We start from the raw sequence: 14102 nt of genomic DNA, 5'->3' as shown, positions 1-14102 counted from the left end.
ATGAACAAGACAGTAAACATAAATCTCGCAAATAGGCTTTTTCATATGGATGAAGAAGCGTACAACAAAATGCGCCGATATTTGGAAGCTATTAAACGTTCATTCGCCAATACCCCAGGCAGTGATGAAATACAAGCCGATATCGAAGCCAGGATTGCCGAACTTTTCTACGAAAAATTGGAAAATGAACGTCAGGTAATCACGCTTAAAGAAGTGGATGCGATTATTGCGGTAATGGGACAGCCTGAAGATTATATGATCGACGAGGATATTTTTGAGGACGAGCCCATCTCCAAAGCCAAAGCCTCCACGACTACCGGTAGGGTTAAAAAACTGTATCGTGATATGGAACACAAATATATAGGCGGGGTCTGTTCCGGATTGGAACACTATCTAGGTTTTGATGCCCTTTGGATCCGTCTCATATTCATACTTTTAGCGGTAACCACCGGATTCGGTTTCATTGCCTACATTTTACTCTGGATTTTGGTACCCGAAGCAGTTACTACCTCCCAAAAATTGGATATGACGGGAAAGCCCGTGAATATCAGCAACATAGAACGTAAAGTGAAAGAAGGGTTTGACGACGTTGCTGATAGGGTTAAAAATGTGGACTATGAAAAAGTGGGCAATAAGGTCAAAAGCAGCAGCAAAACCTTTTTTGACACCATTGGGGACATTATTATGTTCCTCTTTAAAGTCTTCGGAAAATTCATAGGCATTATATTGATCTTAATCGGTGCTGCCACCTTAATAGGGCTGTTTGTTGGTCTTTTTACAGTCGGTATCTTGGATGTGATCCATATACCAGGAATTGATTTTTACAATATGGTAAACTCAACGAGTGCCCCTGTTTGGATTGTTTCCTTATTGGCTTTCTTTGTAGTGGGAATTCCGTTCTTTTTCGTACTCTACCTAGGCCTTAAGATTTTGGTGAACAACTTGAAATCCATTGGAAATATCGCTAAGTTCTCCTTATTAGGTCTTTGGTTGATCTCATTGATTACCTTGGTGGTCTTAGGTCTTCGCCAAGCTGCCGCCCACGCCTACTCCGACAGTATTACAGTAGAGCAGTCCATAAATTTCGAAGTACCGAATGATACCCTTCAAATCAGCATGCATGCTTCGGAATATTTCGAAAAAAGAAGAAATATGGCCATTGATGGGGTTATGGTAACTTCCACCGATGATGGTAAGGAAATTATGGTATCCGATGATGTTCACCTTTCACTCAAAAAATCGAAAGACAGTATTGTACATATCAAAATACGTAAGGATGCCAATGGTAGTTCGTTCACCGAAGCCAAAGAAATAGCCAGAAACATTGAATATGAATATGCCGTAGAGGGCAATGCCATTATCTTCGATGATTTCCTCACTACTTCAATGCAACATAAGTTCAGGGACCAAGAGGTATGGATCACACTCTATATTCCCGAAGGAAAAACGTTGAAATTTGAAAATGAAACAAATCGCTGTATTCCCATTAGCTTTAGTAACGACCAAGATATGGGCCGCTGCGATGTTCCTGATCATATGTGGACCATGGACACGGATGGCGAATTGAAATGCCAAGATTGCCCCGAGATCATCGAAGAAGACGGTAAGGATCATGTTATCATCAACGGGAATGGAATCGATATCGATATTAAGGACAATGGGGATTCATTCAAAATGAAAATCAATGAGGATGGTGTTAAGATTAAGGCCAATGATAGTAATGATGGGGAAGTCTTGGATATTGACTTGAACGACCAAGGGGATGGCCTTAAAATGAATATCGATGAGGATGGGGTAGTCATTAAAAACAAGGACAGTTAGGCCTCCCCTACAATTCGGTAACAAGAATCAACAACTCGGTCGATCCTAATGTAAGTAACACCAAATAAAAACGAAATTTATTCATCAATTAACAACAATCAAAACGCCCGCTTTGGGCAAACCTAAAAAAAACAATCATGACAACACTAGTACGGATTACAATCGCAATGATTTTGACCTTATTCCTGTCTTCCTGTGGATTTGACATCAACTTTGGGGACTTTGGGAGTGGAAAAAAAGGAAATGGCAATGTTACCTCTGAAACAAGGGAAATTACAGAGGAATTCACCATAGTATCGGCATCGGAAGGACTTGATGTCTATGTTACGGAAGGGGATGAATTCGAAATTACGGTTGAGGCCGATGAGAATATCATAGACCTTATCGCAACGGATATAAAAAATGATAGATTGCGCATACATGCCGAGCAGAATATAGGAAGGGCTACAAAAAAAATATTCGTCACCTTGCCCGATGTAACGGGCTTGGAAAGTTCAAGCGGGGCTTCCTTAAATACCGAAAACAAGATCACCTCAGATAAATTGGAAATCGATGCCAGTAGTGGTGCCAATGTAAACATAGAAATGGAAGCCAATGAGGTTGAAATCGATGCCAGTAGCGGTGCCAATCTCAACCTTTCCGGTGCTGTCCAAACCGTTTTTGTGGATGCCAGCTCGGGAGCGAACATCAATGCCAAGAAATTGATGTCCAAAGTATGCCGTGCCGATGCGAGTAGTGGTGGTAATGTATCCGTGAATGTATCAGATGACCTTACGGCAGATGCCAGCAGTGGCGGAAACATCTCCTATTCTGGTGAAGCCAAGGTCACAAAGAAGAAATCGGTTTCGGGAAGTGTGCACAAAAACTAAACGGTTATCCTCGGAATAACATGCTATTAAAACCACCGAAATTTCGGTGGTTTTCCCTTTTAATAAGCTTGGGTTTAGCTATATTAGTGCAAACAATCATGGCATGCAGTTACACTTAAAAAAATTTACCTTACCCTTAAACCATACCTTTAGCATTTCAAGGGAATCACATGATTTTCAAGACACTTTAATCGTAGGTCTGACTTTGAACGGACAAACGGGTTACGGGGAAGCCACCTCAAATCCCTACTATGGTATCACCACTGAAAGCATGATCCGGGAGATAGAAGCGATCAGGCATGACATTGAAACTTTTGATTTTAGTAGTCCTGATACATTTTATCGGTTTCTGGTTCAAAACAACCTGAGCAATTTTACGATCTGCGCCTTAGATTTGGCATCACACGACCTTTATGGCAAATTATTGGGTAAACCACTGTATGAAATTTGGGGAACCACGATAGACCACTACCCTATCACCAATTATACCATCGGGCTAGCTGATACGGCCACTATGGTCTCCAAAATGCAAGAAAGACCTTGGCCCATTTATAAGATAAAATTGGGTACCGCGAACGACCTTCAGATTATTCGGGAGCTACGGAAACACACCCGGGCCATTTTCCGTATTGATGCCAATTGTGCCTGGTCGGCCAAGGAAACGATTACCAACGCCCCTGAACTAAAGGATTTGGGAGTTGAATTCTTGGAACAACCGCTAAAAGCGGATGATTGGAGTGGTATGGAAAAGGTTGCCCATAATTGTGTTTTACCGGTTATCGCCGATGAAAGTTGTATTGTGGCGTCCGATGTTGAAAAATGTGCCCTGTTTTTTAATGGGATCAATATAAAACTTACCAAATGTGGTGGCTTGACTCCTGCACTTCAGATGATCAAGGAGGCGAAATCCCATGGACTGAAAGTAATGGTGGGTTGTATGACCGAATCTACCGTAGGCATTTCAGCAATAGCCCAGTTGGCTCCCCAGTTGGACTATGTTGATATGGATGGTGCCATGTTGTTGAAGCAAGATATTGCACAGGGTATTCTGATCCATGAAAACGGTGTGCTGGAATATCCAAAACTGGGCGGCAGTGGCATAACCCTATTATAATGGCCTATTATATCGATGGTTTTCCGGGGCGTGAAATTTTTGTGGAAGGCAAGAAGTATCTTTATTTTGGTGGAACTTCTTACCTCGGGCTCCAAACCGATGCCGAATTCAAGGACCATTTTATCAGAAACGTCAGAAAATACGGTACGAACTATGGGGCTTCACGAAAATCGAATGTGAGGCTCACCATTTATGAAAGGGCCGAATCGCTCTTGGCTCACATAGCAGGATGCCCGGCAGCACTCACCCTGTCTTCGGGTTATTTGGCGGGCCAATTCGTTGCCCAAAATTTCAATAGCCCTGAATACAAGCTTTTTTACGCACCGAATACCCATTCCGCTTTATATAATAAGTACAACAAACCCTTTTCCACATTTTCCGAATTGAACCAGGCCATACGGGATCATCTTAAACACGATGCCAAAATCATTCCGGTTGTTTTCATGGATTCCATTGACTTTATCGGAAATAATTATCCTGGGTTCAAGGGTCTAAAAAACCTGCCTCTGGATCGGATTATCTTGATTGTTGATGATTCACATGGTATTGGTATAATAGGGAACAATGGGGAAGGTGTTTACAAAACATTGCAGAAATCACATGTCAAGGAATTAATTGTTTGCTGTTCTTTGGGAAAGGGTTTCGGTATACAGGCGGGAGCTGTTTTGGGTTCACACAAGCGCATGGAACAGCTCGGTGGGACCGCGTTTTTTGGAGGTGCGAGTCCTGCAGCACCATCAGTCATGGCTACCTTTATCGATGCCCAACACATTTATGGCTCAAAGAGAGTGAAATTGGGCTACAATATGGATTACTTTGAAAAATCAGTAAAGCATATCGACTTTTTCAACCGTATCAGAGAACATCCTACCTATTCATTCAAATCTCCCCAATTGGCTGATTCTCTTGATAAGAATGGGTTTATCCTTACCAACTTCAATTACCCTGATGAAAGTTCTGAAGTGATGAGTCGTATCGTTTTGAGCAGCCATCATACTGAATCGGATATCGATGCTTTATCCGACTGCTTGGATTCATTCATTTAAAAGTTTGCTTGTTTTCACCCTATGTAATTATTATCTAAATAATTATTGATATTTAATATTATGTTTTTAACACATTTATTTGTAACTTTTATTGATTATTAATTACTTAAATAAACCACTATGAAAAGATTACTTGGCTCTGTCATCTTAACGGCAGTACTATTAACAATTGTAGCCTTTACCAGTTCTAAAACAGATACATACCACACTATAGAAGGCACTTGGGAGCTTCAAAGTTTTTACAACTTCGATGGCCAGGATATCGTGGACACCCTCTCAACCGATGTGGGTTATAGACAGATTAAAATGTTCTACAATGGCAAGATAATGTGGTCTCGTACTACGTCTGAAGACACAAAGGATGCCGATGGTAACGACGTTGTAGGGAAGTTTGGGTATGGAACCTATAAGTTAACAGATACAGAATTAATAGAAGTAATAGAATATGGGGATAAAGGTATGTTGACAGGCGAAGACTCTTTACGTACTTTTGTTTTCGAACTCTGGTTAGAGGATGACAAGTATAGTCAGATTAGGACTGATGGGGATGGAAATCGAATTTTTTCCGAAAATTATATACGAATTGATTGATTCTTATCGATCATAAAAAACCGTCCTGACGAAATTATCGCCAGGACGGTTTTTTTGTATATACTAATATCGGTTCAAGTTATGCAACCTCTTCGGGAGATTCAACCGTGGCCAAATACCTTTCGGCATCCAAAGCGGCCATACACCCTGTACCTGCAGCTGTAACGGCTTGCCTATATTCCTTATCCTGTGCATCACCACAGGCAAAAACCCCTGGTAAATTGGTTTTGGTAGACTTGCCTTTGGTGAGGATGTAACCGGTCTCATCCATATCTATTTGACCCTTGAAAATATCGGTATTCGGTTTATGGCCAATCGCAATAAAAAGCCCCGTTATGGCGATTTCCTCTTTTTCATTGGTTTGGTTATTCACCATTCTTAGCCCTTCAACGACCTGTTCCCCCAATACCTCATCAACTTGGGTATTGTACCTTACCTCCAGATTTGGAAGACTGTTCACCCGATGCTGCATGGCCTTTGAAGCCCTCATATAATCCTTTCGGATCAACATGGTCACTTTGTTACAGATATTGGCTAAATAGGAAGCCTCTTCCGCAGCCGTATCACCACCTCCTACGATGGCAACATCCTGTCCTTTATAGAAAAATCCGTCACATACGGCACAGGCGGAAACTCCCCCACCACGTAAACGTTGTTCACTGGGGATATTCAGATACTTGGCAGTTGCACCGGTTGAAATGATAACCGTGTGGGCTTCGATGATCTTATCGTTGTCTACTGTAACTTTATGGATTCCTCCCAATTCCTTACTCAATTCAACCGCCGTTACCATTCCTATACGAACATCGGTTCCAAATCGTTCAGCTTGCTGTTGCAATTGTATCATCATCGTCGGGCCATCAATGCCTTCGGGATATCCTGGAAAATTATCGACTTCGGTTGTCGTCGTCAATTGTCCCCCGGGCTCCATTCCTGTGTAGAGCACTGGCTTTAAGTCGGCTCGGGCAGCATATATTGCGGCCGTATACCCCGCTGGACCTGATCCAATAATCAGTGTTTTTACTTGTTCAACTTTCTTGGACATATTCAAATTCTTCTAAATTATTTAATACAACAAAAGTAGGTTTTTTGTAAAAAACCTTACAGCTAAAGTTATGAAAAGTTATTGAAGGGCCACACCCAAGAAAGGGATCCTGATATAGGCCGAAAATAAGACCTTTATGACATGCATCATAATGGGAATCGCCATGTTTTGTGTATTTTTAATATTGATCCTGAAGAATTTGGAAATGTATTGGATAATCGCCTTGATACTGTACATGCTTATTGCCATCGGAATGGTAATAAGTTTATTGGTCAATGGCATAAAGCCTGCTAAAACCTTGGCTTGGCTTTTAACGATTTTCACCATTCCCATAGGCGGTATTCTCTTATATTGGATGATTGGAAGAAATAGAAGAAAATATTCTTGGAGAGAAATACAGGAAGATGCCGCTATTTCCAAATACTTACATAAGGTGAGGCAAAATAGTAGTCAAGAAGACTATTCAGAAATCGCTACCAATAGGTTTACCAAATTGATCCATCTTATTGAAAAAAGTACTGGTTTTAAACCTACTGATAATAATGAAGTAACACTCTTAAAAAATGGGAAAGCCACCTTTGATGCTATTTTCGAAGCTCTTGAAGCTGCAGACAAATACATCTATCTCCTATATTACATTTTTGAGGAAGGCGAACTGGCCGAACGCTTGATTGAATTATTCGAAAAAAAAATAAAAAAAGGAGTCAAGGTAAAGATCATTTACGATGGGGTGGGCAGTTATTCCCTGAGCAAAAAATATATCGCAAGATTAAAATCCGTCGGAGCAGAGGTTTATCCGTTCCTGCCTTTTAAATTTGGACGTTTCTTAGCTTCAATAAACTATAGGAACCATAGAAAAATCATCATTGTAGATGGTAAAGTCGCCTTTACAGGGGGCATCAACATTTCGGATAAATATTTAAAGGGAGACCTTGTACTCGGCAAATGGCACGATATGCACCTGCAGTTGAAAGGCGCTTCAGTATTTGACCTGCAAATTGTTTTTACTATCGATTGGTTTTTGGTATCGGGTAACGAATCCGTATTTGATAATGAACTTCCCTCGTTGAAAAAAAAGGTAGGAAACCAAGTGGTACAAATCGTTTATGGTGGCCCTGATGACTACTTCTCCCCTATAGGACAGACCTATTTTGCCTTGATCAACAATGCCCAAAAATACATTTATATCACCAATCCCTATGTTATTCCCGGCACGGCTATTTTAAAGGCTTTGGAAGTTGCCGCCAATAGTGGTGTCGATGTCAGACTATTGGTCTCGGCCAAGGCGGATAGCGTTTTGGTAAAATGGAGTGTACGTTCTTATTTTGAATCTTTCTTAGTTGCGGGAGTCAAGATCTACCAATACCCAGATGGATTTTTGCATAGTAAGATCATTGTCTCAGATGATAGGGTTGCTTCTATTGGAACGGCCAATTTGGATATTCGGAGTTATGAGCAGAACTATGAAGTAAATGCCATGGTGTATGATTCCAGAACAGCACATATACTCAAGGAGGATTTTTTGACAGAAATTGAGCAAATCATTCCTTTGCACTATGACGCTTTTAAAAAGAGACCCTATTTGGACAAACTCAAGGAAGGTTTTGCCAAAATATTCAGTCCGCTTTTATAAAATGAGTGTTTCATATCCGAGCTCATTCTTGCAGTACTTCCCTTGCGCCCAACAATCCAGATTTTCGAATGTGATCCGTGCGATTTTGTGAAGCGCCTCTTCGGTAACATAGGCCTGATGCGGGGTCATCAAGACATTAGGGAATGTTAGCAGGGTCTTTAAATGACGGTCCTTTATACCGTGGGCAGAATGATCTTTGAAATACAATCCTTTTTCTTTTTCATACACATCGGCCGCGTAGTAAGCAATCTTATTCACCTCCAATGCCTTGATCAATGCCCTTGTATCTACAATGGCACCCCGGGCAGTATTCAAGAGGAATACATCGGGTTTCATCTGTTCAAACGCTTCTTTATCGATTAAATAATGGGTTTCTGCCGTCAAGGGTACGTGCAGGCTAATAATGTCTGCTTGCCTATATAGATGTTCCAAACCAACATAGAGTACGCCATACTTGGCTACCAATTTCTGATCGGGTAACAAGTCATGGGCCAGGATATTACATCCGAATCCATGCATTATCTTAACCATCACGGATCCTATACGTCCCGTACCTACGATACCGATGGTCTTACCCACCAAATCAAAGCCCATCAAATTTTTTTGTTCAAAGTTGAAGGAATGTACCTGACGATCGGCAACAGGTATTTTACGATTCAAGGCCATTAATAGGGCAACGGCATGTTCGGCTATGGCGTGGGGCGAATAATCCGGGGCATTGGCTACCTTGAGTCCAAATCGTTTGGCAGCCTTTATCTGAATATTATTGTACCCCGCAGCGCGTAATGAAATATATTTTACCCCCAGATCCCTTAACTTTTCAAGTGCGTTCAAGCATGCATCATCTCCAGAAGATATGCTTATCGCCTTATAACCCATCGCTTTTATCGCCGTGGTCGAATCAAGCTCATCTTTGATATAGGTAACCTTATGCCGTCCGTTATTCGCTTTTTGCAGGAAGGGTATCTCAAAATCCTTTGCACTAAAGACCAGTAACTTCATTTGTAGTTTTTTTTCTGAAAATCAGATCTTGATCTTCCATGGCCATAATGACCAACGCTATATAATCATCAATGGTTTTTTCAACATCGACGGGATCGGTAATATCGATGGCCCCTCGCCAAATCAGGTTCCTTTCCTTACCCGGGCAAATACAGTATAGCGAAGTTTCGGCATGATAGATCGTAAAATCATCATATTCCGTAGATTCAAAATAAATATTCTGACTACTTCGATAATCATCATTGAAACCTTGATTATACCGATCCAGATTGTTCATCAACCTTCTGTGGTTCTCAACATTCTCTATGTCGGTAATCTTTGTGAATAAAATGGCATCAAAATCCTTGTCAAGCAATTGCTGTTCAACATTGGCCAACTCTTGTTCCGAGCGTTCCGAAGCAGTAAATTCAACATCAAAGACATCCAAACTACGAACTGCCTCTACCCCTCGTTGTTCAAATTGCTTTCGCAATTTGGTTTCATATTGAGCACGGGCCTCTTCATTATGCGTCATACCAACGATCAATACCTTGTTGGCATCGAATAACACAATGTCAGGGTTCTTCCAATTTTCAACCAACTCGGCAGACGAACATGCCATTATCAGCAACGCTATAATTGCCAATACCCATAACTTTTTCATGATGCTTCTTATTTTAGATAAAGGCTTCAGTTAAGAAGTCTTTTTTGTTTTTCTTTTTTCATGACCTCTGAAATCATTTGAAATAGACTCCCTTTTAATATTCGATAGTTGGTCAAATACGTTTCAATCGCAAAAATCATATCCCTATGGGTTTCCGTATAGGCTTTCTCCATTTTGGGTTGATCGACATCATCAATCATTATCGATAATTGGTTCTCATGTACCTGGGCCTTTTTCAAGATTTTGTCGGCCTCAGCTTCGGCATTTGAAATTGAAGTGACCAACTTCCTACTTTTTTCCAGTAAGCCTAAACCTGTAATTTGAAGTGTGTAGGCCTTCACTAAATCGTTAAGAAACAACTGCTCGTCCTTAACAAACTTCAACGCTGAAATCCACTCCAAGGAGGTTTGATGCATTTCTTCTGGACTTTTCCACTCTAAATACCTGTAAATCTGCTTCTTTGTTTTCATTTTTTCTAGTATAATCAATAATTAAAACAATCATTTTGGATAGGTTCTTCACTATTTGAACCCACCTGACTTCTATTCCTAAGGTATCCTATTTATAGCATTCCATAAATGATATAGATCAGTCACTATTAGTGGGTATGTCTGATTTAAGGAATATAAATACCTTCCAAATACTACGTAAATTGTACCTGATTTAAGGCAAATTTGATTAAGTATCCTTATTTTTGGACTTGGATGTTGCGCATTTTAATCGATACCATGGGTCATTTTTAATGACTTAGGCGACCTGTGCGCTATAACCTTTAATGAAACCAAGAGTTAACGTAACCCAGAATGGCCAATAAAACCTTGAACACTGTCGTAGTCGAAGATTCTGAAACCCAAAGGGCCATTATCAAAAAATTGGCCGAGCAACATCCCCATCTTAATGTCTTGGGGGATTATGCAAATGGTATTCTGGCGTTGAATGCCATTCGCAAGGACAAGGTCGATTTAATCTTATTGGATATTGAAATGCCCGTAGTCAATGGTTTTGACTTGTTGGATGCTTTGGAAGAACCCCCGCAGATTATACTTATATCGGATAGAAGCGATTATGCCATGAAGGCGTTTGATTATAACAACATCACCGATTACCTGCAAAAGCCAATCAATAAAGCCCGGTTTACCATGGCCATTGATCGCGCAATCAGAAAGCAAGTCCAAATATTGCAAAACTTGGATAGTAAAGAATGTGTTTATGTGAATGTAGACCTTCAAAAGAAAAAGATATACCTACATTCAATTCTATGGATTGAGGCTATGGGCGATTACATCAAAATAGTAACCCTCAACGGGCATTTTATCGTGCTATCGACTATGAAAGCCTTTTTAAATCAGCTCCCTGGAAACAGGTTCATCAGAATCCATAAATCCTATATTGTAAATGTGGACAAAATAGATAATTGGAGCAGTACGAAAGTTGAGGTGGCAGACACGAAGTTGCCTATGAGCAGATCACATAAGGACGAATTGGAAAAAATATTGTTACCCTTATAAATCTTATAGCCTTTTTCGATCAAGAACTGGGTTTTCTTTTTTTTAAAATACCTCCGGCATATTCAAAGATTTCAGATTTCAGGTTTTTGAAATCTTCCATAAAACTTACGGTTTCCGCTTTGAGCGTCTCGTGTTTTTGTTTATAGAAACTATCACAGTATGCATCTGCACACTCGATCATTCCCCCGATCTTTTTTTCATGCTCAATGATTTTTCCACAAACCACCTCCCTATTCACCTTAGTTTTTTTTATCCGAGCCTGATAATCCTGTAAACGTTCAAACAAATTTGGCGTATTGGGTTCGAAGACATAGGAATTAAGTAAGTGCTCGATAAAGGTAAGTTCGTCATGTACGAGTTGCAAGTGCGATTTCCACAGCTTATATTCCCTGTACATAGCGCTCATTTTTACGGATTGAACCGCTTTTGAAAACTCCTTTTGAGCAGTCATGGCTATTGAATTTTTATAAAATTATCAATAATACGATCAAACAACTATGATGAAGATCAGTGGGCGCAATGATGAAGGTCATTGGAAGCCTAGACCATAAGTTCAATGGTCTCATATAAATTGGGGATATGCACGTTCCAATTGAATTCGTAGTTCAATTTAGTTCTAAATGCATCTAGGGACGTCGGTTCCCCATGGACCAAAAACACCCTTTCCGGGGTATTTTTCAATTCCTTCAACCAATGCAATAATCCCGTTTGGTCTGCATGGGCCGACAGGCTCTCCAAATGCATAACTTCTGCTTTTATAGGGTAGTACTTCCCAAATAGCTTTAACTCGAAAGCCCCTTCCAAAAGTTGTTTTCCCCTTGTTCCTTCGGCTTGGTAACCCACGAGTAATACAATCGTACTTTCGACATCGATAAATTGTTGCAAATAGGTGAGCACCCGTCCCCCGGTGACCATACCACTTCCGGCAATCACGATTTTTGGTCGGGGATCATCGATGGTTTCCCAAGTCTCCTTGTACGAACTAATAATGGTCATATGCCCACACATGGCATGGTATTCCTTCAAGGAAAGTTCATGCCAGTCGGGAAATTGTTCAAAGACCGATAAGACGTTATTTCCCATAGGACTATCTATAAAAATGGGAATATTGGGGATCTTGTTCTTTTTATATAGCATCCATAATCGATACATCAACGATTGCAATCGTTCTACGGCAAAGGAAGGAATAATCAATGTTCCCCTTTGATCGATGATTTTTTTGACCAAATGTGCCAATATGCCCTCAACATCTTCCTTGGGATGGTTTTTATTGCCATAAGTGCTCTCAACAAACAGATAATCTGCCCATTCAGGTCGTTCGGGAGGTGCCAACAGAACATCTTTCATTCGTCCTATATCACCCGAAAAAACAAAGCGCTTCCTGAAAATATCCAATTCGATGAACGTTGCCCCGATGATATGTCCATTGTATTGTGTTCTGAATTTTATATTCGGGGAGAGTGTCACCCACTCCTTATTTTCAATGGAAGAGAATAAGGCTATGGTCCGTTCGGCCTCTTCAAGGGTGTAGAATGGAAGTGCGGGTCTGTGTTTGGAGTACCCTTCGCTGTTCGCTTTTTCGGCTTCTTCTTCATGGATCTTGGCACTATCCTTCAGAATGATCGAGGTAATGGCCAACGTTGGGGAAGTTCCTAATATTTTCCCTTTGAATCCTTCCTTTACCAATCTGGGCAAGTACCCCGTATGATCCAAATGACCGTGAGTAAGTAAAACATAATCCAATTTTCGGGCATCGATGGGCAAAGGTTCCCAATTTCTTTCCCTGAGCGCTTTTATACCTTGGAACATTCCACAATCGACCATAAGATCCAGTTCTGGTGTCCCCAAATGGAACTTAGACCCGGTAACCGTTCCTGAAGCCCCTAAAAATGTAACTTTTACCGTATTCATTTGTTTAACAATTACATAATTGTCGAAGTTCTTTCATGATTTTTTCCTTTCTCGGTGGTACAATCTCCAAATGGTCAAGAAAAAAATGATCGTTCAACAATTGACGACATAAAACAATGTCCCTGCTCAATAAAAATTGCTTCTCACGTTGACTCAAGAGTGTTGAAACGGTTATTGGGTACAAGCCCAGTCTGTCGATTCGGTCTTTTAGCCCATCTCCTAGGGGAACATCCCAACTCAGCAAATAAAGATCCACGCATCTCCCATAGGAAATCGCGTCTTCGGTAAAACGGGTGTTTGTAACGACCCACCCTTTATCCAAAGCAAGTTCTTCCGTCTTTTTATCATCCCAGTGTTTTTTGATATCCTCATATCTCGAACGGATATAGAGCGGTATTTTCACATTACAATTACGTCCTTCCTCACTATGGAACTTACATTCAATAACTGCTACAAGTCCATTTTTCTTGGCAAATACATCTACCTCATGGGTAACGCAATGGCCTTGAAGTATCTTGCCCACTTCAGTGGTATAACCTGAATATTGTAAAATGGAGGCGATGAATTTCTCAAAGGGAAAACCGGTAGGTCCTAGTTCATAAATTGCCTTTTTCAACTTGTATTTAGACGCGAAAACCGCTTTTTTCTTTTTTAGCAAAGCAAAGGCCCGGTTATATATTTCCCGGGTTGATATGCCTTGATAGAGCTCGTCCCGAACCTGATCTACGATTTGGTCAACAACCTTCTCGTCCGCGCCACTGCGTTGTAACGACTTTCTCAATTTAGTCAAGGAAAACCTAACCCTTTCCCCAGAGGATTTAATGATTTCTATTGATTTTGGTTCTTTCATGCCATTGGATTTTAAGCTGCTTATTCGATTCATAAATCCATTCTACCCGATGATCGCTCGGAACAGTCC

At 40.7% G+C, this 14102-nt stretch carries 14 protein-coding genes; 7 read left to right on the top strand and 7 right to left on the bottom strand.

Annotation, left to right across the window (positions count from 1 at the left end):
• The 5 genes from WBM98_RS02625 to WBM98_RS02605 all read left to right on the top strand — a co-directional run bounded on the left by WBM98_RS02625 (position 1) and on the right by WBM98_RS02605 (position 5441).
• On the top strand, positions 1-1821 hold the full coding sequence (locus tag WBM98_RS02625; RefSeq protein ID WP_424364468.1) for a PspC domain-containing protein: 1821 nt from the start codon (positions 1-3) through the stop codon (positions 1819-1821).
• Positions 1822-1958: 137 nt separating this feature from the next.
• The gene (locus tag WBM98_RS02620; RefSeq protein WP_424364467.1) at positions 1959-2690 is read left to right on the top strand and encodes a head GIN domain-containing protein; all 732 of its coding nucleotides are present in this window, start codon (positions 1959-1961) and stop codon (positions 2688-2690) included.
• Between the two features lie 103 nt (positions 2691-2793).
• Positions 2794-3804 (top strand): dipeptide epimerase, encoded by a 1011-nt coding sequence (locus WBM98_RS02615; RefSeq protein WP_424364466.1) that lies wholly within the window; start codon positions 2794-2796, stop codon positions 3802-3804.
• Positions 3804-4850: a pyridoxal phosphate-dependent aminotransferase family protein gene (locus tag WBM98_RS02610; protein ID WP_424364465.1), complete on the top strand. Its 1047-nt coding sequence runs from the start codon at positions 3804-3806 to the stop codon at positions 4848-4850. The genes WBM98_RS02615 and WBM98_RS02610 overlap by 1 nt, the downstream gene beginning before the upstream one ends.
• 120 nt (positions 4851-4970) lie before the next feature.
• Positions 4971-5441 (top strand): hypothetical protein, encoded by a 471-nt coding sequence (locus WBM98_RS02605; protein WP_424364464.1) that lies wholly within the window; start codon positions 4971-4973, stop codon positions 5439-5441.
• Positions 5442-5520: 79 nt separating this feature from the next.
• Here the strand turns inward: WBM98_RS02605 and trxB are convergent, their stop codons facing one another.
• On the bottom strand, positions 5521-6486 hold the full coding sequence (gene trxB, locus WBM98_RS02600) for a thioredoxin-disulfide reductase (protein ID WP_424364463.1): 966 nt from the start codon (positions 6484-6486) through the stop codon (positions 5521-5523).
• A 136-nt stretch (positions 6487-6622) separates the two neighbouring features.
• Between trxB and cls the strand changes: the two genes are divergently transcribed.
• Positions 6623-8119, top strand: coding sequence for a cardiolipin synthase (gene cls / locus WBM98_RS02595; RefSeq protein ID WP_424364462.1), 1497 nt, complete (start codon positions 6623-6625; stop codon positions 8117-8119).
• Here cls and WBM98_RS02590 read toward each other — a convergent pair.
• From WBM98_RS02590 to WBM98_RS02580, 3 genes are read right to left on the bottom strand one after another with little or no spacing between them, the layout of a single operon-like run.
• Entirely contained in the window at positions 8114-9121 is a 1008-nt protein-coding gene (locus WBM98_RS02590; RefSeq protein WP_424364461.1) for a 2-hydroxyacid dehydrogenase, read from the bottom strand. The two genes, cls and WBM98_RS02590, sit on opposite strands and share 6 nt — an antisense overlap.
• The gene (locus tag WBM98_RS02585) at positions 9102-9764 is read right to left on the bottom strand and encodes a hypothetical protein (RefSeq protein WP_424364460.1); all 663 of its coding nucleotides are present in this window, start codon (positions 9762-9764) and stop codon (positions 9102-9104) included. Before WBM98_RS02585 ends, WBM98_RS02590 begins: the two co-directional genes overlap by 20 nt.
• Positions 9765-9790: 26 nt before the next feature.
• Positions 9791-10234: a hypothetical protein gene (locus WBM98_RS02580; RefSeq protein ID WP_424364459.1), complete on the bottom strand. Its 444-nt coding sequence runs from the start codon at positions 10232-10234 to the stop codon at positions 9791-9793.
• A gap of 333 nt (positions 10235-10567) precedes the next feature.
• Between WBM98_RS02580 and WBM98_RS02575 the strand changes: the two genes are divergently transcribed.
• The gene (locus tag WBM98_RS02575; RefSeq protein WP_424364458.1) at positions 10568-11272 is read left to right on the top strand and encodes a LytR/AlgR family response regulator transcription factor; all 705 of its coding nucleotides are present in this window, start codon (positions 10568-10570) and stop codon (positions 11270-11272) included.
• Positions 11273-11291: 19 nt separating this feature from the next.
• On the opposite strand, the gene WBM98_RS02570 is transcribed toward WBM98_RS02575, so the two are convergent.
• The 3 genes from WBM98_RS02570 to WBM98_RS02560 all read right to left on the bottom strand — a co-directional run bounded on the left by WBM98_RS02570 (position 11292) and on the right by WBM98_RS02560 (position 14033).
• A complete protein-coding gene (locus tag WBM98_RS02570) occupies positions 11292-11723 on the bottom strand; it encodes a hypothetical protein (RefSeq protein WP_424364457.1) in 432 nt (143 codons plus the stop codon).
• An 89-nt stretch (positions 11724-11812) separates the two neighbouring features.
• Positions 11813-13183 carry an MBL fold metallo-hydrolase RNA specificity domain-containing protein gene (locus tag WBM98_RS02565; protein WP_424364456.1) on the bottom strand — a complete coding sequence of 457 codons (1371 nt, stop codon included), beginning with the start codon at positions 13181-13183 and terminating at the stop codon, positions 11813-11815.
• Between the two features lie 4 nt (positions 13184-13187).
• Positions 13188-14033, bottom strand: a complete 846-nt coding sequence (locus WBM98_RS02560) for an ATP cone domain-containing protein (protein ID WP_424364455.1) — start codon at positions 14031-14033, stop codon at positions 13188-13190.
• Between the last annotated feature and the right edge of the window lie 69 nt (positions 14034-14102).

It is taken from the genome of Maribacter sp., assembly GCF_049667165.1.
GTDB lineage: Bacteria > Bacteroidota > Bacteroidia > Flavobacteriales > Flavobacteriaceae > Maribacter_A.
Note: the sequence above shows the minus strand (reverse complement) of the source record. Positions and strands in the feature narration are given on the sequence as shown.